At 68.4% G+C, this 21,340-nt stretch carries 16 protein-coding genes; 9 read left to right on the forward strand and 7 right to left on the reverse strand.

Annotation, left to right across the window (positions count from 1 at the left end):
• Positions 1-66: 66 nt before the first annotated feature.
• The 3 genes from NV1_RS37915 to NV1_RS37925 are packed head-to-tail and all read left to right on the forward strand — an operon-like array spanning position 67 to position 4,332.
• Positions 67-1,008: a universal stress protein gene (locus tag NV1_RS37915; protein WP_067903203.1), complete on the forward strand. Its 942-nt coding sequence runs from the start codon at positions 67-69 to the stop codon at positions 1,006-1,008.
• Positions 1,005-3,404 carry a phosphoketolase family protein gene (locus tag NV1_RS37920; RefSeq protein ID WP_067903138.1) on the forward strand — a complete coding sequence of 800 codons (2,400 nt, stop codon included), beginning with the start codon at positions 1,005-1,007 and terminating at the stop codon, positions 3,402-3,404. The genes NV1_RS37915 and NV1_RS37920 overlap by 4 nt, the downstream gene beginning before the upstream one ends.
• Positions 3,405-3,414: 10 nt before the next feature.
• Positions 3,415-4,332 (forward strand): universal stress protein, encoded by a 918-nt coding sequence (locus tag NV1_RS37925; RefSeq protein WP_067903140.1) that lies wholly within the window; start codon positions 3,415-3,417, stop codon positions 4,330-4,332.
• 3 nt (positions 4,333-4,335) lie between these two features.
• Here NV1_RS37925 and NV1_RS37930 read toward each other — a convergent pair whose 3' ends face one another.
• The 5 genes from NV1_RS37930 to NV1_RS37950 all read right to left on the reverse strand — a co-directional run bounded on the left by NV1_RS37930 (position 4,336) and on the right by NV1_RS37950 (position 10,067).
• Positions 4,336-4,983 carry a response regulator transcription factor gene (locus tag NV1_RS37930; RefSeq protein ID WP_067903143.1) on the reverse strand — a complete coding sequence of 216 codons (648 nt, stop codon included), beginning with the start codon at positions 4,981-4,983 and terminating at the stop codon, positions 4,336-4,338.
• 76 nt (positions 4,984-5,059) lie between these two features.
• A complete protein-coding gene (locus NV1_RS37935) occupies positions 5,060-6,052 on the reverse strand; it encodes an Acg family FMN-binding oxidoreductase (RefSeq protein WP_067903146.1) in 993 nt (330 codons plus the stop codon).
• Positions 6,053-6,137: 85 nt separating this feature from the next.
• On the reverse strand, positions 6,138-7,013 hold the full coding sequence (locus NV1_RS42890; RefSeq protein ID WP_084526490.1) for a DUF302 domain-containing protein: 876 nt from the start codon (positions 7,011-7,013) through the stop codon (positions 6,138-6,140).
• Between the two features lie 212 nt (positions 7,014-7,225).
• Complete coding sequence (locus NV1_RS37945) at positions 7,226-8,935, reverse strand: GAF domain-containing sensor histidine kinase (protein WP_067903149.1); 1,710 nt, start codon at positions 8,933-8,935, stop codon at positions 7,226-7,228.
• A 157-nt stretch (positions 8,936-9,092) separates the two neighbouring features.
• A complete protein-coding gene (locus tag NV1_RS37950) occupies positions 9,093-10,067 on the reverse strand; it encodes an Acg family FMN-binding oxidoreductase (protein WP_067903152.1) in 975 nt (324 codons plus the stop codon).
• A 175-nt stretch (positions 10,068-10,242) separates the two neighbouring features.
• Here NV1_RS37950 and NV1_RS37955 point away from each other — a divergent pair, with 175 nt between their 5' ends.
• Together NV1_RS37955 and NV1_RS37960 are read left to right on the forward strand one after the other, a co-directional pair.
• Positions 10,243-10,872: an Rv1733c family protein gene (locus NV1_RS37955; protein WP_067903156.1), complete on the forward strand. Its 630-nt coding sequence runs from the start codon at positions 10,243-10,245 to the stop codon at positions 10,870-10,872.
• A gap of 51 nt (positions 10,873-10,923) precedes the next feature.
• Positions 10,924-11,559 (forward strand): CBS domain-containing protein, encoded by a 636-nt coding sequence (locus NV1_RS37960; protein WP_067903157.1) that lies wholly within the window; start codon positions 10,924-10,926, stop codon positions 11,557-11,559.
• Positions 11,560-11,564: 5 nt separating this feature from the next.
• Here the strand turns inward: NV1_RS37960 and NV1_RS37965 are convergent, their stop codons facing one another.
• Entirely contained in the window at positions 11,565-12,509 is a 945-nt protein-coding gene (locus tag NV1_RS37965; protein ID WP_067903209.1) for a universal stress protein, read from the reverse strand.
• A gap of 332 nt (positions 12,510-12,841) precedes the next feature.
• Between NV1_RS37965 and ppsA the strand changes: the two genes are divergently transcribed.
• The 4 genes from ppsA (at position 12,842) to NV1_RS37985 (ending at position 18,457) form a co-directional block, all read left to right on the forward strand.
• A complete protein-coding gene (gene ppsA, locus NV1_RS37970) occupies positions 12,842-15,280 on the forward strand; it encodes a phosphoenolpyruvate synthase (protein ID WP_067903160.1) in 2,439 nt (812 codons plus the stop codon).
• A 13-nt stretch (positions 15,281-15,293) separates the two neighbouring features.
• Complete coding sequence (locus NV1_RS37975) at positions 15,294-16,268, forward strand: 1-phosphofructokinase family hexose kinase (RefSeq protein ID WP_218027340.1); 975 nt, start codon at positions 15,294-15,296, stop codon at positions 16,266-16,268.
• Between the two features lie 457 nt (positions 16,269-16,725).
• Positions 16,726-17,475, forward strand: a complete 750-nt coding sequence (locus NV1_RS37980) for an SDR family oxidoreductase (RefSeq protein ID WP_067903162.1) — start codon at positions 16,726-16,728, stop codon at positions 17,473-17,475.
• 13 nt (positions 17,476-17,488) lie between these two features.
• Positions 17,489-18,457 carry an Acg family FMN-binding oxidoreductase gene (locus tag NV1_RS37985; RefSeq protein ID WP_067903166.1) on the forward strand — a complete coding sequence of 323 codons (969 nt, stop codon included), beginning with the start codon at positions 17,489-17,491 and terminating at the stop codon, positions 18,455-18,457.
• A gap of 66 nt (positions 18,458-18,523) precedes the next feature.
• Here the strand turns inward: NV1_RS37985 and NV1_RS37990 are convergent, their stop codons facing one another.
• Positions 18,524-21,283, reverse strand: coding sequence for a cation-translocating P-type ATPase (locus NV1_RS37990; protein WP_084526491.1), 2,760 nt, complete (start codon positions 21,281-21,283; stop codon positions 18,524-18,526).
• Between the last annotated feature and the right edge of the window lie 57 nt (positions 21,284-21,340).

Below are 21,340 nucleotides of genomic sequence, written 5' to 3' on the forward strand. Positions count from 1 at the left end.
GCCGGTGCCGGAACCGGTGATCCAGGTCGGCAGCGGGGTGCACACCAGGCGATCGACGGAGCACCGATGAGGAGCACTCGATTCGGGGATGATGTCCGGCATTCGGTGACCGCGCCGGTCGTGGTCGGCGTCGACGGCTCCGAGGCCGCCGACGCCGCGGTGACGTGGGCCGCGGAGACCGCGGCGCAGCGCGGACGAGAGCTGCGTATCGTGCACGGACTGGATCTGGTCGAGATGCGGCGGGTATTCGAGCCCTACGACGTACTGGAGCCGTCGGTATTCGACACGATGCGTGCCCGCGCCGCCGATCTGGTGACGCGTTGTGCGCAGCATGCGTTGGAGACCGCACCCGGATTGCGGGTGCGGACCGAGGTATCGGAGGCGGATCCGGTCCAGATGCTGCTCGAATACGGCGCGACGGCCCATCTGGTGGTGCTGGGCGCGTGCGGCGCGACCGGACTGGCCGCACACGTGGGTTCGACGATGCTGGCGGTGACCTCGCATGCCGAGGGTGTCGTGGTGGTCGTTCGCGGTGACCCCGAGGCAGAGGGACGGGTGCGCCGGGAAGGGCCGGTTGTGGTCGGCCTGGACTGCGGCCCGGCGGGGGAGCCCGCGCTGGCGGTCGCGTTCGAAGAGGCCGCCGAGCGGCGCGCCGAGCTGGTGGCGGTGCACGTCTGGGACGATATGAATTTCGGGCGGTACGCCGGGGAGTCCAATGCGTTGTTTCCGGTGCCGAATGTCGAGGTACGTGAGGAGGCTCTGGTCGCCGAGCGGTTGGCCGGCTGGCAGGAGAAATATCCCGAGGTCCTGATCAATCACCGGATCTATCCCACCGATGCGGCCGCGACTCTGCTGGCATGGTCACGATCGGCGCGGCTGGTGGTGTCCGGCAGCCGAGGTCGTGGCCGGCTCGCGAGCATACTGCTGGGCTCGACCTCCAATGCGCTCGTACAACACGCCCAGTGTCCGGTGATGGTCGTGCACCCCGACGATCGGCGCCACACATGACCGCCGCGCCGACTTCGGTGGCGGCCGCGACCGCCGAGTCGGTCGCGGATCTGGATGCCTGGTGGCGGGCGGCGAACTACCTCGCGGCCGGGCAGATCTATCTGCTGGACAATCCGTTGTTGACCGAACCCCTTGTGCCGCAACATGTCAAGCCGCGCCTGATCGGCCACTGGGGCAGCGTGCCCGGCATCACGCTGACGTATGCGCACCTCAATCGGGTGATCATGCGCCGTCGTCGGCGGGTGTTGTTCGTCTGCGGTCCGGGGCACGGTGCGGCGGGTCTGAACGCGGCGGCATGGCTGGAGGGCAGCTACAGCGAACGCCATCCGCAGGTGACCCGCGACGCGGCGGGTATGCGGGAGCTGTTCCGGCAGTTCTCGTTTCCCGGCGGAGTGCCCGGCTGTGCCTCGCCGCACCTGCCGGGCTCGATCCACGAGGGCGGAGAGCTGGGGTATTCGCTGGCGCATGCGACGGGCGCGGTGCTGGATGATCCGGACCTGGTGGCGGCATGCGTGATCGGCGACGGGGAGGCCGAGACCGGCGCCTTGGCGACGAGCTGGAACGCGCCGTTGTTCCTGCGTCAGATCCACGACGGCGTCGTGCTGCCGATCCTGCATCTGAACGGATACAAGGCGGCGGGGCCCGCGCTGTTGGCGCGAATCCCTCGCCGGGATCTGGACGGGGTGCTGAGCGGATACGGCTGGGATCCGATCCACGTCGAGGGCGACGATCCGCACTCGGTCCACCTGCGGTTTCGGACGGTGCTGGACGAGGTCTTCGATCGGCTCGACGAAATCCGCGAACACGCCAGGCTGCACATCGGTGCGCGCAATGCCAGGCCGCCGGTGATCGTGCTGTCCACCCCGAAAGGCTGGACCGGTCCGGTGACCGTAGACGGTCACCGGGTGGAAGGGACCGTCCGGGCGCACGAGGTGCCGTTGCCGGATGTGCGGGAGAACGCCGAACATCTTGCGCTGCTGGAGGATTGGTTGCGGTCCTACCGCCCGCGGGAATTGTTCGGGCCGGATGGGTCGCCCGCGGAGACGATTCGGCGACTGCACCCCGAGGGCGAATTACGGATGAGCGCAACGCCCGTCGCGCACGGCCGCACCCAGCGGGACCTTCGGTTACCGGCCGTGCGCGACCATACGGTCCGGCTCAGCTCACCGGGCAGCATGATGGAACGCCACAGCGGGGCGCTCGGCGCATACCTTCGGGACGCGCTGGTGGCCAATCCGCATGAGCTGCTGTTCTTTTCGCCCGACGAACAACCGTCCGAGCGGCTCGCGGCCATCCTCGAGGTCACCGGCCGCCGCTGGCGCGCGGGGACCCGAGACAGTGAGGACCGGCTGGAGACGAACGGCCGCGTCTTCGACGTGTTGTCCCAGCAGTTGTGCCAGGGCTGGCTCGAGGGCTATCTGCTCACCGGACGGCACGGAATACTCTCGACTTCCGAGGCATTCGCCCACGTGGTCGACTCCATGGTCGTCCAGCATGCGAAGTGGTTGCACGAGGCCGCGCAATTCCCTTGGCGTGAGCCGATTCCGAGCCTGAACTACCTGCTGACCCCGCATGTGTGGCAGCAGGACCGCAACGGCCCCACACATCAGGATCCGGGTTTCATCGATCATGTGCTGAGCAAGCGGCCCGAGGTGTGCCGGGTCTACCTGCCACCGGATGCGAACTGCCTGTTGCACGTGCTCGATCACTGTCTGCGCAGTCGCGGCCGGGTCAACGTCGTCGTCGGGGGGAGCCGGCCCGGCCTGCAGTACCTCGACGGCGACCAGGCCGGACATCATTGCGCCGAGGGGCTCGGGGTGTGGAGCTGGGCCAGTTCGGACCTGCACGGCAGCCCCGACGTGGTGCTCGCCTGCGCCGGTGACGTGCCGACGCGGGAGACCCTGGCAGCCGCGGCGCTGTTGCGGGAGCTGGCGCCGACGCTGGCCGTGCGCGTGGTCAACGTGGTGGACCCGACCAGGCTGTTTCCTCCTGACCGGCATCCGCACGGCATCTCCGACACCGCCTACACCGAGATCTTCCCGCGGTACCGGCCGGTGATCTTCGCGTATCACGGCTATCCGTGGCTGGTGCACCAGCTCACCTACCGGCGTCCGGGGCACGACAACCTGCACGTGTTCGGTTTTCACGACAACGGCGCCACGACCACTGCGTTCCAGATGTGCGCGATGAACGGGATCGATCGGTACCACCTGGCCCTGGCGGCGCTCGAGCAGGTGCCCCAGGCCGCCGACCGGATCGGTCACCTGCGCGAACAATTGCTCGAACGGTGTTCTCGCGCACACGATTACGCATATCGCTTCGGTGCTGACCCGCCCGAGATCCGGAATTGGCAGTGGCCCTACGGGGCGTCGGATTCCGTTCCATCGATTTCGTGAGGAGAACATCATGACCGGACCGGCCACATGGCGGCATCAGCCGAACCCGCCGATCCTGGCGGCGGTCGACGGCTCGGCCGTGTCGTACCAGGCCGCCGCGTGGGCGGCGGCCGACGCGGTGCTGCACGGGTGCGGGCTGCACCTGCTGACCTCCATCGCGATGCCCGCGGAGTACGGTCCCGGTGCGCTGCTGACCGATGCGGACGTCGACCGGATGCGAACAGACGGAGAACGGATACTCACCGAGGCGGCCCGGGTCGTGCGCGCCGGATCGCCGGGTGCGGTGCCGCCGATAACCACGGAGGTGAGCTGGTCGCGGATCATCCCGGACCTGATCGAGCGATCCCGCGATGTGCGGATGCTGGTGCTGGGCAATCACGGGGCCGGTGCGTTGCGGCGCGGACTCGTCGGTTCGGTCACCACCGCGGTGCTCCGGCACGCGCACTGCCCGGTAGGCGTGATCCACTACCTCGAGGCGCCGGATCCGGCGGCGGAGGGACGGCCGATCGTGGTCGGCGTCGACGGCAGCGCCAACAGCGAACCCGCGCTGGCGACGGCCTTCGAGGAGGCGGCACTGCGCAAGGTCGGACTCACCGCGCTGCACGCCTGGAGCGATATCCCGGTGACCCGCCCGCTGTCGGGGAACTGGGAGGAGGGGATGCGCGCGAGCGAGGACCTGGTGCTGGCCGAGAGCACGGCCGGCTGGTCCGAGCAGTACCCGGACGTGCCCGTACAACGGAAGTTGGTGCAGGACAGGCCCGTTCGGGCGCTTCTCGAGGAGGCCGAATCGGCACAGCTGGTGGTCGTCGGCAGTCACGGCCGCGGCGGTTTCGCCGGTATGCTGCTCGGCGCCACCAGCAACGCACTGGTGCATTCGGTCGAGTGCCCGATCGTCGTCGTCCGTGCGGAGGGCACGGCGGCGGACTGAGGCTCAGCGCGAATCCGCTTCCTCCGCGCGGAGTTTCGTTGCCAATACCGCGGCTTGGGTGCGACGTTCCATGCCCAGTTTGGTCAGCAGACGGGAGACGTAGTTCTTGACCGTCTTCTCGGCCAGGAACATGCGCTGGGCGATCTGCCGATTGGTCAACCCCTCGCCGAGCAGTTCGAGCAGGATGCGCTCCTTCTCGGTCAGATCCGCCAGCGGGCCGTCGGGGCGGGTGCTGCAACGCAGCCGGTCCATGAGCGCGGCCGCTGCCCGGTTGTCCAGCAGCGAGCGTCCCGACCCGACCGTCTTGATGGCCGCCGCGAGCTCCATGCCCTTGATGTCCTTCACGACGTAACCGCTGGCTCCGGCCAGGATCGCGTCGAGCATCGCCTGCTGGTCGGTGAACGAGGTCAGGATCAGGCACCGCAGGCCCTCGACCCTGGACAGCAGCTCCCGGCACAGTTCGATGCCGTTGCCGTCGGGTAGTCGCACGTCCAGCACGGCGACGTCGGGGCGCAATGCCGGAATCCGCGCCAGGGCGTGGGTCACGTCGCCCGCCTCGCCGACGATGGTGAGTTCGGGATCCTGCTCGAGCAGATCTATCAGTCCCCGCCGTACGATTTCGTGATCGTCGACCAAGAACACCGTGGTCATAATGGTGGCCAATCCTTGAAGAGGGTGTTTTGCAGAAAGGGTGGTCCGACTCGCCGGGGCCGCGCCTGGTGGCGAATCAGCGCCGGATCTCGAATATCTCGCCGATGGGACGGCGCGGGGTCGGCGGCTGCGGTCCGGCATCGGGCGCGGTGCCGACGCGGATGATCACCTGCGGGGACCCCGGGTGCGGCAGCAGTGCCGCTACCGTCTGTCGCCCGGCAGGCATTTCGGTGATATGCGTCAGCGGGCAGGTGGCGAGCCCGGCGGCGGTGCATTCGAGCAGCACCGCGGAGAGCGCCTCACCCGTATGCAGCCACTGCGACATCGTATCGTCGTACGAACTCAGCACCACGAGGCTGGATCGGTCGTGGATATCGGCGCGACGCTGGGAGTGCGCGGGCCGCGGGAAGGACCGGCCCACATCGACGCGGGCGAACTCCGCGTCGGAGGCCAACGCCGTCGGCGGCACGCCCTCCGTAGGTCCGGAATGCCCTGTCCACCAATTTAATTCTTGTTGGTAGAACATGTCGTACTTGCGGGCGGCCGCGGATCGCTCGGACACCGCCGCGAGCCGGGGCCGGACCTCGTCGTCGAGGATGTCGAAAGCGAGGTCGTGCGGTTCGACCAGTCGCCGCAGCGCGGGAACGATATCGGTCCACCCCACCGGCGGAAGCATCGGAAGCCGATCGGTGTAGCGGCGATCGATGGCCGCGGCGCGGCGTGCGATGCCGGAGGGAGGATCGGGCCAGGCCCGGAAATCGATGGTGGCGAGGTAATCCGGCCGATCCGGGTCGGGTAGGAGGGTGGTGTCGGTGTGCCAGCCCAGCGCCGCGAATACCGTGCGCGCGTGATGCAGTGTGGCGCCGCAGCTGATGATCTGCTGACGTCCGTGCGGGTCCGTGGCGGGGAGTTGGCGGTCGGGATCCGAGTACAGGTGCAGGCGGGAGCCGTCGAAGACCCAGTGCCACGGTTGAGAGTTGTGCAGCGAGGGAGCGCGGGCGGCCCGGCTCACCGTGGTCTCGATCGTGTAGGCATCCGGAGTCGTGGCGATGGGATGGCTCGCTGTCATACCGTAAGCGTGCGGGATGATGGTCGCCGCGGATACGGCCTTTCGGGCCCTGTGCGGGGACGATGGTCCTTTCTCGATCGAGACCTCACCGCACCGTTCCCGGCATGTGTACCATGCCGAGGGCTTCGGTGAGCAGCCGGTGGAGCTCGTCGGCGATCTCCGACAGCGCGATGCCGCGGAAGGCGGATGGGAGGGCCGTGGGATCACCGGCTTCGACCAGGGTGCCGACGTCGTCCGCCCGGACGATCACGAGTGTCGACGACAACCAGGCTGCCTGCGGGTCCGCGGCGAGCGCCCGTGCCGTGAGCGGCGGGTGGTAGGCGTGCAGGGCCAGGTGGTCCGCGATGTGTGTGCCGACCCGGTCGCGCAGCAGCGCCCGCAGATCGGTCTCGCTGACGATCTCGAAACCCAGTCCTGTCAGCGCCTGCCGGGTGAGTCCGACCGTCTCCTCGAACGATCTGTCCACGTGCACGCCGATGACCGCGGGCCGGACGACGGGGATGCGGATTTCGGTGATCAGCCGGCGCGGGTCGCTCGTCTCCTCGGGACCGACCAGATAGACCTCGGTCGGTGGGCCCGCGGGCCGATATCCGCACTCGCGAATCCACTCGTCCAGCGCCCGGTACGCCGTGTCCAGATGGTCGTATCCGCCGCGGTGACATGTGCGGGCCACCAGGCTGCCCGGCTCCGCAACCACCTCGGCCCCGGACCACGGCCCCAAGGTGGTGCCGAGATCCACCGGCACCCCGAAGTCGACCTCGATATTCCCGTCGGGCTCGGTGTCCTTGCGATAGGTGATGGTCGGGGCGCCGCAGGCGGTCAGGCCGACTCGATCGGTGGTGGCGGTCAATTCGCGCATCCCGGCGGCGATATCCGCGCCGATCTGGTCCCGGTGCAGTTCCCAGGACAGGCGCAACATGGTCTGAGGCGTCGACTCGCACACGTTCACTCGATATTCCATGGCCGCCTCCTCGTGTCGATCGACCCACCGCTGTTCATGGCCGAGCCCTGGCTGGTGTCCGCGTTACGGCCAGTCAACGCGCAATTCCGCTGGCAGCACAGGGCTTTTCGTCCGTTGTACGGTGTCCTTGGTCCATCCGCGGGGCCGTGCCCCGGGGGTCGCGGAGGCGTCACCTCATGGACATCGGACTCCGGCCGATGCCCTGGCAGGGCTCAGCGCAGTGGGGCCGTCCAGCGGATGCGGGTCCCCGGGGCATCGCCGGGGCCGGGATTCGCCGCCGGGGTGACATCGAAGGAGCCGTGGCACTCTTTCGCGCGGTTCGCCAGATTGGCCAGGCCACTGGTGGGCCGACCGGGCGGGATGCCGCGGCCGTCGTCTTCCACGATGATGCTGAGGTCCTCGTCGACGTGGATCTCGACCGTGAGGTGGTCGGCGCTGGCGTGGTGTACGGCGTTGCTGATCGCCTCGCGGATCACCGCCTCGGCATGGTCGCCCAGTACGCCGTCCAGCGTCGAGAGCGGGCCGGTGACCCGGACCGACGTCGCGATCTGTGAATCCGCGGTCTGCCGGCGGACCACCTCATCGATACGCCGCCGCAAGTGCCCGAGTATGGGATCGTCGCTGTGCAGATCGAAGATGGTCGTGCGGATCTCCTGCACCACCTGCTGCAATTCCTCGACCGCCTCGGTGATCCGTTGTCGCACTTCGGGTTTGTTGCTACGCGGCACCGTGCCCTGGAGCAGCAGGCCGACGGCGAAGAGGCGCTGGATCACCTGATCGTGCAGGTCGCGGGCGATGCGGTCGCGGTCGCTGAGCACGCTCAATTCCTGGACCCGTTCCCGGGTGGCTGCCATCTGCATCGCCGCCGCGGCCTGAGTGGTGAAGCTCGTCGCCAGGTCGAGGATCTCATCGGTGTAGTCCATGGATCCCTCCGGCCTCGTGGTGATCAGCACGCCGAGTGCGGTGTCACCGGTGTGCAGCGGAAGCAGCAGCGCCGGGCCGTCGCCGAGCAGTTCCGCATCCGATCCGGCTGTGAGTTGCCGCGCGGTTCGGGTGCGGAAGACACTGCCGATGTCGCTATCGATGATCTTCACCCTGGGCGGAACCGGGCCGGAAGGCGCAACGCCCGTGATGTCCAGATGGGTGATCTGGTCGACAGGCACATCCGGGTCGCGGCAGACCGCCAGTATCGCCCGCTCCGAAGAGGTCAGCTGGCGCGCGTGCTCGACCAGGTGGCCCAGCACCTCGCGGGAGCCGGCGCCGCCGAGGAATTCCGCGGTCAGGTCACGGGTCGCCGAGATCCACGCATGTCTGCTGCGAGCCGATTCGTACAGATGCGCATTGTTGATGGCCACACCGGCCGAGGCCGCCAGCGCCTGCATCACGATCTCGTCGTCCTCGGTGAATGCCTGGCCGTTGAGCTTCTCGGTCAGGTACAGATTGCCGAACACCACATCGCGGATGCGAATCGGCACTCCGAGGAAGCTGTCCATCGGCGGATGGTTCGGCGGGAATCCGACCGACGCGGGATGATCGGAGATACGGTCCAGCCGAATCGGCTTCGGCTCATCGATCAGCACTCCCAGTACGCCGTGTCCCTGGGGAAGATCGCCGATCAGGGCGCGTTGGTCGTCGTCGATACCCCGGTAGATGAACTGAACCAGCTCATGGCCCTGCCCGCGGACGCCGAGTGCTCCGTAGCGGGCGCCGACCAGGCTCGTCGCGGTACGCACGACGGTGCGCAGCGTCTCGTCCAAATCGAGCCCGGAGGTGACTGTCAGCATCGCCTCGACGAGTCCGTCTATTCGTTCTCGGGCATCACTGATCTGCTCGATGCGGTCTTTCACCTCATCGAGCAGTTCGCGCAACCGTAATTGCGAGAGCGTCTCGCGCACGGAATACGCGTCCGAAGACCGGGACATGACGCCCCCTTCTGCTGGTCCCGCGATCTCAGGCGAAATCGTGCGTTCGGGGAACACTCGACAGTTTAGCAACAACGGGTGCCATGGCAGCCGCCGAGTGAACGGCGTTCGCGGCTGTCCAGGGGGGCGGCGGACCGCTCGGCGGGGACCCGGACGATCACCCGGCGACGTGCAGGATCTCGCCGAGAGGCAGGCGTGGCGTGCGCGGCTCCTGGACACTGTCGGGCGCCGCCGTGCCGACGCGGATCAGGGTCTGCGGCAGCGCGGTGTCACCGATGAGATCTCGGACGATATCGCGGCTGCGCTGATATTCGGTCAGGTGAGTGAGCACGCACGTGGCATAACCGGCCGCCGTGCATTCGAGCAGGATGGTCGAGAGCACCGCACCACCCCGCATCAGATCCGCCCGGCTGTCGGAATCGGTCGACAGCACGAGCACGGTCGCCGCATCCGGCGAGGCGGCTCGATGCGGACGGTGTTCGGTGAGCGGAAAGCTGCGGCCGAGCGGCACCCGGGCACGCTCGTCCGCCGACAACAGCGCGGACTCGGGAATCCCGATGTCGGGATCGGCGATTCCGGTCCACCACATCAGCTCGGATTGGTACTCCGCGTCCCGGTAACGCACCGCGGCGGTGAGGCTGCTGGCGTGCGCCAGCACGGAGCGGGCGGATTCGGGCACCACGTCCAGCACCGCGTCGGCGGGATCGAATGTCGAGCGCAGGACCGTTTCGAAGTCGGCCCAGCCGGCCGGCGGCCGCATCGGCAACCGATCGGTGTGCCGTTGCCGGATGGCCTCGGCGAGATCGCGTTCGGCGTCGGTGACCGAGGAATGGGGTGTGAATCGGACGGTGGCGACATGTGTGCGGCGGTTCGGGTTCGGACAGTAGGCGACGGTCGTGCCCCAGCCCGCGGCGGTCAACGCGGTGCGGAGATGGCCGAGGGTGATTCCGCAACTCAGGAACATCTGGCGTCCGGTCGGATCGGTGGTGGGCAGCATCCGTTCGGGCACGGCGTACAGGTCCAGATGGTCGCTGTCGAACATCCAGCGCCAAGGCTGTGAATTGTGCAGCGAGGGCGCGAGCCCGGCGGAACGGACTGCCTTCGCGACGATGTCGACGGGGAGCGCGGTCATCACCTCACGCTATTGCGCGCCGGGCCGTCGGGGAGGGGTCTTAGGGCCTCGAGTGGCGGGCCCCCGATCCCTTCCGAATCACGGCCGTTCCGGTGACATTCGGCCGTGCTGAACGGCGCGTGCGCAGGCAATGCTGAGATCTGGAGCCTTCGCCAGGAAGCAGAGGACACATGTCATGTGGAGCATTCACCCGACCGGTACGCCGGCGCCGGCGCGGTTGCGCTGGCACCGCATCCTCGGGCCGTGGAGTCGGAACCCGCTGCTGCGGTCGTCGGATCGGCTACAGGCCGGCGTCCGGATTCTCGCCGCGGTCCTGATTCTCGCGGCAGTGCCGGTGTGCTGTTCGATCGGCACCGCGCAGTACACGCAGACGGTCGCGCGGATCAAGGCGGGCAATGCCGCGCAGACCGCGGTGACCGCGACACTTTCGGCGGACCCCGTGGAGACGGCCGTCAGCAGCACGCACGACTCCGAGGTCACGGTCGAACACGACTGGCAGGCGCCGGTCGTGTGGGCCGATCAGGGAAAGCACGGGTCGGCGAAAGTCGTGGTGCCGTCCACGGCGCGGCGTGGGGACCGGATGCAGGTGTGGCTCGGGCCGGACGGCGGGCCGTCGACGGGCCCGCTGCCCACGAGCGCTGCGGCCTTCCGCGGCGTCGGCTCCGCGATAACGGTGCTGTTCGCTGTCGTATCGGCCGTGGTGTTCTCGACATTGGGCTTCGGGCAGCTGCTGGATCGGCAGCGCAGCGCTCGGTGGGAAGCCGAGTGGCGGTTGGTCGATCGGAACGGGACGGTCATGCCGTGAGCACAAGGTACTCGAAAACCGTTGTGGCATAAGCAAACAGGAGGAGACATCATGTACGCCCGCGATATTCTGAGCCGTCCCGTGGTGACGGTGCGTCCGAAGACTTCGCTCCGCGAGGCGATCGCACTGCTGACCGAGCACGGTTTCGCGGCGCTTCCGGTGGTGGACGACGACGAGCACGTTCTGGGCATGCTCTCGGAGTCCGACGCGCTTGCGGCGGAAAACGCGCACATCGGAGCGAATGTCGAGGCGGCGATGGCTGTTCCGGTCGAGGTGGTGGACCCCGGCACCCTGACCGGCGTCATCGCCGCTCGCATGCTGGCACTGCATCTGCGGTCCATGCCGGTGGTGGAGGCCGGGGTGCTGGTCGGCATCGTGGCTCGGCGCGACCTGCTGCGCGCCCTGATCCGCGACGACGCCGCGATCGAATCGAAAGTCCGCGCGCGGCTGGACAATTACGCGGGCAGCCGTAGGCAGTGGACCATCACCGTCACCGACGGCCACGTCAGTATCCGGGGCCTGTTCGCCGACGCCCACGAGCAGCGCACCGTATCGGCGCTGGCCATGACCGTCGAGGGAGTCGAGGAGGCGCGCACCGTCGCCGACCCGCCGTCGCCCTCGGGAGAGGTGCAGGCGCCGCCGCTATCGGAATGGCTGCAGCACAGGGCCGATGAAACCATCGGCTGAACGTCCTACGGATGTACCACCATGACCGGGCAGCGTGCGTGCTGGACCAGGAAATTGGCCGTGGAGCCGAACAACATCCCGGCGAAGCCGCCGCGTCCGCGACTGCCGACGACCACCAACTGCGCGGATTGCGACCACGTCTGCAGATGCTCTGCGGGTGCGTAGGCGTACGACGTTCGGATCACTGCGACGTCGGGGTATTTCTCCTGCCACCCGGCGATGCGTTCGGCCATGACGGCGTTCTCGGCCTCGGCGGGATTACCCTCGGCGAACCGGAGCGTGTCGTACCCCGCGTAGTGACCGAAGTTCTGGTCGTTCCACACGTGGACGGCGACCAGATCGGTGTTGTGCTGGGCCGCCTCGGCGAACGCCGCCGCGATGGCCGCGTCGCTGAGCGGACCACCGTCGATGCCGACCACGATCGGTCCGGCGGACCGGACGACGTCGCCGGCGTCGGGGTCGGTGCGGACCACGATGACCGAGCCGTGCGCGTGGGCGACGACCGACAGCAGCGTCGAACCCAGGTGCGCGAGCGTTCCCGCCGATCCCGTGGCGCCGATCACCACCGCGAACGCCGCGGCGCTGCGGGTGATGAGCAGGGTGGCGGCGTTGTCCGCCGGCAACTCCGTCGTGACGGACAGGTCCGGGGAGAGCACCCGGGCCAGCTGGGTGGCTCGGGCGATGACGGACTCGCCGTTGGCGCGGGCCTCGTCGAGCAGCCAGGTGTTGCTCACCGCGTAAGCGCCGTCGGGCCAGGTGGCGCCCGAGGTGTTCATACCGTGCACGATGTGCAGCCCGCGGCCGTGCAGGCCGGCGTAGCGCACCGCCCACCGCAGGGCCGCGTCCGCCCCGGTCGATCCATCGACGCCGACGACGACTTTCGCCGAGACCAACTGGTGAACGTCGTCATCGTGCCGGGGCGTACTGCGTTTGCCGGATAAGCCCTTCATCGCGTTCTCCTGAATGCTGTCGGCGAAATGTGGCCCCCGATTACCGATCGTCGTTTCCGCTGCTCCGGCGCGGCACGGCCGAAGGTCACCGGATACGCGGTCCTCGGACATCCTGCGGTCGGCCGCCGGAGCGAATCCCCACACGCCGCGGTCCGGTCGCCGCGCGGACCGGATATGCGGGCCGGTGTGCCGCTGTGGTGATGACTTCGGTCCCTGGGCTGCGGCGGGCTCGGCCGGTTGAGTGATATGTGTCGCGGCGAGGTACACACGCGACGTCATGGAGACCGCGGCGAGGCTGCGGCGCGGATACGACGACAGTGGGAGTTACGGCGATGACCGGAACCGCTTACGTTCGATTCTTCGACGAGTTCGGTATTGCGGACGTGGCGTCGGTGGGCGGGAAGAATGCCTCACTGGGCGAGATGTACCGCTCGCTCGCGGAGGCGGGTGTTCGTGTGCCGAACGGCTTCGCGATCACCGCGGACGCCTACCGAGACATGCTGACCGCGGCGGGCGCCTGGGGTCCGCTCACCGACGCGCTGGCGGGCCTGGACCCCGACGATCTATCCGATCTCGCGCAGCGTGGTCGCCGGGCACGCGAGATCGTCTACGGCGCAGGGCTTTCCGATGACCTCACGAGTCGGATTCTGGCCGGGTACCGGCGCCTGCGGGACGAATACGGCCCGGATCTGAGCCTGGCGGTGCGCAGTTCCGCGACGGCCGAGGACCTGCCGACCGCCAGTTTCGCGGGCCAGCAGGAGACCTTCCTCAACGTCCGCGGCGAGCAGCAGTTGCTCGACGCGGTGCGCCGCTGCTTCGCCAGCCTGTTCACCGACCGGTCGATCCACTATCGCATCGACCAGGGCTTCGACCACCTGAAGGTGGGCCTGTCGGTGGGGGTGATGAAGATGGTCCGCGCGGATCTGGCGTGCTCGGGGGTGATGTTCACTCTGGATACCGAGTCCGGCTTCCGGGACGTCGTATTCGTCACCGGCGCTTACGGTCTGGGCGAGAACGTCGTGCAGGGCGCGGTCGATCCGGATGAGTTCTACGTGCACAAGCCGACCTTCGAGGCCGGACACCGGGCGGTGCTGCGGCGTGAACTCGGCGACAAGGCGGTGAAGATGATCTATGTCGAGGGGGAGGCCGGCCGCACCACTCGCAACGTTCCCACCCCCCACGCCGAGCGGGACCGGTTCTGCCTCTCGGACGACGAGGTGCTCACCTTGACCGCTTCGGCGTGCGCGATCGAGCGCCACTACGGGCGACCGATGGATATCGAATGGGCCAAGGACGGTCTCGACGGCAGGCTGTACATCGTGCAGTCCCGTCCGGAAACCGTCGGGTCGCGGCGAGCGGCGAACACGCTGGACACCTACGTCCTCGATGCCCGCGCTCCGGCACTGACGGTGGGACGTGCCGTGGGGGAGAGGGTCGCCACCGGCCTGGCGCATCGCATCGCTACCGTGGCGCAGTTGAGCGACTTCAGGCCCGGCGAGGTGCTGATCGCCGACACCACCACACCGGATTGGGAGCCGGTGATGAAGACCGCGGCCGCGATCGTCACCGCTCGCGGCGGACGCACCTGCCACGCCGCCATCCTCGCGCGGGAGCTGGGCATCCCGGCGGTCGTCGGCGTCTCGGACACCACCGCGATACCGCTGGGCGAGATGGTCACCGTCTCGTGCGCCGAGGGCGATGTCGGGCGGATCTACCCGGGCGAACTCGCCTTCCACGTCGAGCATCTGATGATCGACGAGTTGCCCCGGCCCCGCACCCGGATCATGGTGAACCTGGCCGATCCGGATCGGGCGTTCTCGACGGCGATGATGCCCAACGACGGTGTCGGCCTGGCCCGGATGGAGTTCGTCGTCACCAACTCGATCAAGGCCCATCCGCTCGCTCTGATGCATCCCGAGAAGGTCGGCGATCCGAAGGTGCGGGAACAACTGTCGCGGCTGACCCACGGGTACGCCGACGGCGCGGACTTCTTCGTCCGCCGCCTGTCGGAGGGAATCGGCACCATCGCCGCGGCTTTCTGGCCCAAGCCGGTTGTCGCGCGGATGTCGGACTTCAAGACCAACGAGTACGCCGGCCTGCTGGGCGGACGCGATTTCGAACCGATCGAGGCCAACCCCATGCTCGGCTTCCGGGGCGCGTCGCGCTATGCGCACCCCGCCTACACCGAGGGGTTCGCGCTGGAGTGCGCCGCGATGCGGCGGGTGCGCGAGGATATGGGGCTGACCAATGTGATTCTGATGCTGCCGTTCGTGCGCACGGTGGCCGAGGCGCGGAACGTACTGGCGCGCATGGCCGAACTCGGGCTCGTGCGCGGGGAGAACGACCTGGAGGTCTACGCGATGTGCGAAATCCCGAACAATGTCGTACTGATCGATCGATTCGCCGAATTGTTCGACGGATTCTCCATCGGCTCCAACGATCTGACCCAGCTCACCCTCGGTGTCGACCGGGACAGCGAGGTCGTCGCCTTCGACTACGACGAACGAGATCCCGGGGTGAAGGAAATGATCCGGCTCGCCGTGGAAGGCTGCCGCCGCAACGGAATTCACTCCGGACTGTGCGGCCAGGCGCCCTCGGACTACCCGGATATGGCCGAATTCCTCGTCGAACTCGGCATCGACTCCATCAGCCTGGACCCCGACACGCTGATCGCCACCACGCGGACGGTCCTCGACGCGGAGCGGCGGCACGACGCGGCTCGCGCACCGTCCAGGGCCGCGGCGGCGAGCCTGTCGGCTCGGCAAGCGTGAGCGGGGTGCTGCCATGTCGATTCTCACGCTGACGATGAATCCGGCCATCGATATCTGCACGCGCGTCGACCGCGTCCGTCCGGTGGACAAGATGCGTTGCGACCCACCACGAATCGACCCGGGCGGCGGAGGAATCAATGTCGCGCGCACGGTGCTCGCACTGGGTGCGACGGCAACGGCGGTGTTCCCCGCGGGCGGGTATCCGGGCAGGCGCCTGGAACAGTTGGTGCTGGCGGCGGGGGTGTCGATGCGGCCGGTTCCGATTGCCGAGCCGACTCGGGAAAGTGTGTCGGTCACCGACAAGACCTCGGGGGAGCAGTTCCGTTTCGTCCTGCCCGGTCCCACGTTGAGCGATGCCGAACAGCAAGCGGTGCTCGGTGCGGTCGATCAGGCTGCCGAGTCCGCGCAGGTGGTCGTGGCCAGCGGGAGTCTGCCGCCGGGTGTGCCGGACGATTTCTATCGAACGCTGGCCGAGCGGATGGCCATTCGAGGCGTGCCGCTCGTCCTGGACACCTCCGGTGCGGCATTGCGGCATGTGCACAGCGGCGTATTCCTGCTGAAGCCGAGTGTGCGCGAGCTCGGTGAACTGTTCGGACGCCGGTTGACCGGCAGCGACGAGCAGATCGCCGCGGCGCGAGAACTGATCTCGGACCGGGTCGCGCACATCGTCGTCGTATCCCTGGGCGCGGGTGGTGCGCTCGCGGTGACATCGGATACGCAAGAGTTCTTCCCGGCGATCCCGGTGCCCGTGTGCAGCGGAATCGGTGCGGGGGATGCGATGGTCGGCGGTATCGCGGTCGGCATGGTGCGCGGGATGTCGCTCGGCGACGCGGTCCGGCTGGGCATCGCGGCGGCGACGGCCGCACTGGGCGCCCCGGGAAGCAGCCCGGGAGCGCCCGAGCGGATCGCCGAACTGTTCGAGCAGCTCGAGGACGACCACTACGTCACGGACGATGCGGAACAAGCACCCTCGGCATTGCCGGGCTAGCTTGCGCGCCGTGCGCTACGGCTTCGCCGTAGTGCCGGGCGGGACGCGGCAGCGGAGCCGGTGACGTTGGGCGGGCCGGGGTGTGTCCTCGGACTCTGCCGCGAGGAGTGCCCGTCGACGGATCGTAGGGATACCGATTGCGGTTGTGGCAAGACGAAGGAGACCGGTCTCATGAATATGCAGTCCCCGATGATGCAGGCGATGCACGCCTTCATGATGTGGTTGCGGGGCATGGGCATCTGCCCGCCGATGATGATGCAGATGTGATGGTGCACAACGGGTTACGCCGGGACCGCCCCCGCGGCCGGATGGCTCCGGGGGGCGGGACGCGGGGAAAGCGGGCCGATGGCCCGTCGCATCGTGACTTTCGGCCGTCTCGGCGGACGCCGCCGCGGCGGGAGGCTGATGGTGAGCAGTTCGAGCGGCTCGAGCACATATTCGGAAGGACGCACCGATCATGACCGACTCCAACGGTCGCAGCGCCATCGTCACCGGTGGTGCGCGCGGAATCGGCGCCGCCGTGGCCGCGGCGCTGGCGAAGGAACAGTTCGGGGTGGTGGTCGCCGACATACTCGAACACGATGGCACCGCAACGGCCGAATCACTGGGCGGGAACGCGGTTTTCCGGCGTCTGGACGTCACCGACGAGAGCGACTGGCGAACGGTGATCGATGACGCGGAAGCTCTGTTCGGCCCGCTGGCGGTCCTGGTCAACAACGCGGGAATCATCGACTTCGGTGATGTGGAGACCGAGACGCCGGTGGCGTTCCGGCATGTCGTCGGCGTCAATCTGTACGGGCCGTGGCTGGGCATGCATCTTGCCGGGCCGCGGATGCGGGCCGCGGGCGGCGGGGTGATCGTCAACGTCTCCTCCACCGCCGGACTGATCGGTTACGCCGGGCTCGGCGCCTACGTCGCGAGCAAATGGGGCCTGCGCGGACTGACCAAGACCGCGGCCCTCGAATTCGGCGCGGCGGGCGTGCGCGTGTGCTCGGTCCATCCCGGCCCGATCCACACCCCGATGACCTCGATGATGGGCGAGGACGTGGTAGCCGCGGCGCCGCTGCCGCGCTTCGGCGAGCCCGACGAGGTGGCGGCGATGGTCCGTTTCATCGTGACCGAGGCAACCTTCTCCACCGGCTCGGAGTTCGTGCTCGACGGTGGCGCCACCGCCGGCCAGTTCCTCGCTGTGCCCGGCCAATTCTGATCGGAGACCAACGATGTCGAACCATCCGGACAGCCACACGATCGAGTCCGCTCTGCGGATGGCCGTGCGCGCCCCGTCGGTGCACAACACCCAACCGTGGCTGTGGCGGGTCGGGGAAAGCACCCTCCATCTGTACGCCGACGAGACCCGTCGCCTGCCGTATGCCGATCCCGATGGGCGGAACCTGACGATCAGCTGTGGCGCGGCACTGCATCACCTGCGTGTGGGTGCACAGGTGCTGGGCTGGGACACGCACGTGCACCGGCTACCGAATCCGGCCGAGCCGGCCCACCTGGCCTCCATCGAATTCCATCGGGCGACGCCCACGGACGAGTCGATCCGCCTCGCGCGGGCCATCAACGAGCGCCGCAGCGATCGCCGTCGGTTCACCTCCTGGAAGGTCACCGCGGGCCACATCGACGCCCTCGTCGAGGCGGGCCGGTCGAACGGTGTGCTGGTGCACGACGTCGACAGCGGATACGAACGCGCCGGACTGCTTCGGGCATTCGAAATCGCCTCGCGTGCGCATGCCCGGGACTTCGATTACACCGCCGAGCTGCACGAGTGGAGCGGTCATCATGCGGCACCGCAGGGTGTGCCCGCGCGCAGCGCGGTGAGTTCCACCGATGCCACCGTACGTCCGTTCGCCGACCCAGGACTGGGGCAGGCGGTGATCGACGACATCGACGGCGAGGACACCATGCTCGTGCTCAGCACCTCCGGTGACGAGCGGATATCGCAGCTGCGTGCCGGGGAGGCGGCCAGTGCGGTGTTGCTCACCGCGACGGCGATGGGCCTGGCGACCTGCCTGCTGACCGAGCCGCTCGAACTGGCCGACACGCGCGCCGCGGTGCGGGCGGAAGTATTGCACGACAGCGGTTTTCCGCAGGTGATCATCCGGGCCGGTTGGGCGGCATCGAGTGCCGACGCCATCCCGGCCACGCCGCGACTGCCACTCGACGAGGTCGTACAGCCGCTGTGACACCGGAACGAACCGGAACGCCGATCGCGAGTGCCGCGCGAACGCGGACGGCCTGGCCTCGGCCGGTCAATGCTCGGCGGATCGCGCGGGAACTCCCCGGTCGCGGCGGCGGATCAGGAAGCGGCGCAGTTCGTCCGCGCCCCACACGATGATCGGGTAGGGCAGCAGCAGCGCCAGCTGGCCCGGCGTCAACGCGGCGGTGCCCAGCAGCGCCTGCAGGGGCGGGCTGAACACGAAGAGCGCCGCGAGCGCGATCTCGGCCGCGATTGCGCCCAGCAGGTAGCGATTGCTGAACACACCCACCGAGCGCAGCGACGCGTACTGGGTCCGGACCGCGAACACGGTACCGATCTGCCCGGCGATCATGCCCAGGAAGGTCATCGTCGTCGCCTGCTGATACGCGTGGTGCAGCGGGGTTCCGGGCCCGGTGGGCAGGCCGGGATGCCAGCCCGCGGCGTAGAGCACGTACAAGAATCCGGACAGCTGCAGGACGGTGACGATCAAGCCGAGGAACAGCCAGGCACGCATCAGCATGGGCCCCCGGATCACGCCCTCGGTGCGCGGGCGCGGCGGGCGGGTCATGATGCCGGGCTCGGCGGGTTCTCGGCTCAGCGCAAGCGCAGGCAGTGTTTCGCTGCCCACGTCGAAGGCCAAGATCTGCAGGATGGTCAGCGGCAGCGGGATAGCGCCGCCGCTCAGTGCGAACACCAGGAACGACATGGTCTCCGGAGTGGCGTGGGCGAAGATGTAGACGATGAACTTGCGGACGTTGTCGTAGATGCGTCGGCCCGCTCGCACGGCGGCGACGATCGAACTGAAATCGTCGTCGGTGAGCACCATCGTGGCCGCCTCCCGCGCGACGTCGGTGCCCGAACGTCCCATGGCCACACCGATATCGGCGCGATGCAGCGCGGGGGCGTCGTTGACGCCGTCACCGGTCATGGCCACGACGTGGCCGTCGCGCCGCAGCGCCTCGGCGATGTGCAGTTTGGCCTCGGGTGTCGCGCGCGCGAAGATGATCTCCGGCTGGGCCCGCATGAGCGCGGCCAGGTCGTGCTCGTCGAGTCGATCGAACTGGTCGCCGGTGACGACCGTCGGGTGCTTGCCCGTGATGCCCACGCGTTCGGCGATGGCGGCGGCCGTCAGCGGGTGATCGCCGGTGATGACGATGACGCGGATACCCGCGGTGCGGCACTGGGCGACGGCATCGGCCACACCGGGCCGGGGCGGGTCCAGCATGGCGATCAGACCGGCCAGGCACAGATCGTGTTCGGCGTCGGCGCGGCGGTGCGGCGGCCGTCCGGGCAGCGCCCGCTGGGCCAGGGCCAGGACGCGAAATCCTTCGGCGGCAAACGAATTCACCGCTCGATCGATTCGCGCCCGTTGTTCGTCGTCGAGCGGTGCGGGTTCGCCGCACGGGTCGAGGACGCCGGTGCAGCGCGGCAGCACCGATTCGGGCGCGCCCTTGGTGTGGATGACCTGGAATCCGTCGCCGTGGTCGTCGACGGTCGACATCAGCTTGAGTTCCGGGTCGAAGTGGAACTGCCAGCGGCGGTGAGCTTCCCGGTGGGAGGCGTCGGTATCCGCGCCGAACGTCCGCGCGGTGGTCAGCACCGCGACCTCCGTGGGGTCGCCGGTCGGACCCTGTTCCCCGTCCAGGCGGGCATTGTTGCACTGAGCCGCGATTCGTGCGAGCGAGTCGTACACCGGAGCCGAGTGTGACGCCGGATCCGTTGTGGCGGAGTCGATCTCGAGTCGGCCCGCCATCGTCCAGACCGCGATCGGCGTCATCTGGTTCCGGGTGAGCGTGCCGGTCTTGTCCGTGCAGATGACGTCGGTCGAGCCGAGTGTCTCGACCGCGGACAGGCGTTTGACCAGTGCCCCGCGCTTCGCCAGGCTGCGCACCGCGACCGCCAGCGCGAGTGTGATGACCGGCAGCAGCCCCTCGGGCACCATTCCGGCCAGCAGGCCCGCCGCGAACACCAGCGAGTTGACCAAGGTGAGGTGAGCGGTCAAGGTGGCCAGCGGGATGAACGCCGCCACCAGGATCACCGAGACCAGGGCGATCAGCCACGCCACCCGTCGAACCTGCCGTTCCAGCGGGCTCGGTTCGGTCTTCACCCGTTCGGACAGCGCCGCGATCCGGCCGATCTCCGTATGCATTCCCGTGGCGAATACGACGCCGCGCGCCTGTCCGCCGGTGCAGTTGGTACCACTGAAGACCAGCTCGTGAGCCTCCAGCAGCGGCACGTTCACCTCGACCGTCGCCGCGGACCGCAGCGCCGGCATCGACTCGCCGGTCAACGCCGACATGTCGACCTCGACCGCCCCGGCGAGCAGCCGGATATCCGCGGCGATCCGATCGCCCTCCTCGAGTACCACGATGTCACCGGGCACCAGTTCGGACGCATCGATCTCGCGTACCACCCCGTCACGGTCGGCCTTGGCTCGTTGCGGCAGGTATTTCGCCAACGCCTCCACCGCGCGACCGGCCTCGATCTCCTGCACGAAGGAGAATGTCGCGTTCAGCACGATGATCAGCAGCACTGCGCCGGCCACCACGTCCGAGCCGACGAGCAGCAGCAGGCCCGCGGCGAGCCACAGCAGCAGCGCCAGCGGATGGGTGAGTTGCCGCACCAGTTCCGTGGGCCACTGTCGGCCACCTCGTTTGTGCAGCACATTGGGGCCGTATTGCAGCAGCCGCCGCCCGGCCTCGGTGGTCGTCAAACCGGATCGGTTGCTGCGCAGATCGCGGAGTAACCGATCCGCGGCCTCCTCGGGATTCAGCCCGGCAGGGAGCACCCACTCCTCATGCTGACTGCGCACCTCTCACATGGTGGGTGGCGGACGTACTGGGCGACAGAGACCAATCGACCCGTGGCA

Origin of the sequence: Nocardia vaccinii NBRC 15922, from assembly GCF_001613305.1 — a bacterium.
Classification (GTDB): domain Bacteria; phylum Actinomycetota; class Actinomycetes; order Mycobacteriales; family Mycobacteriaceae; genus Nocardia; species Nocardia vaccinii.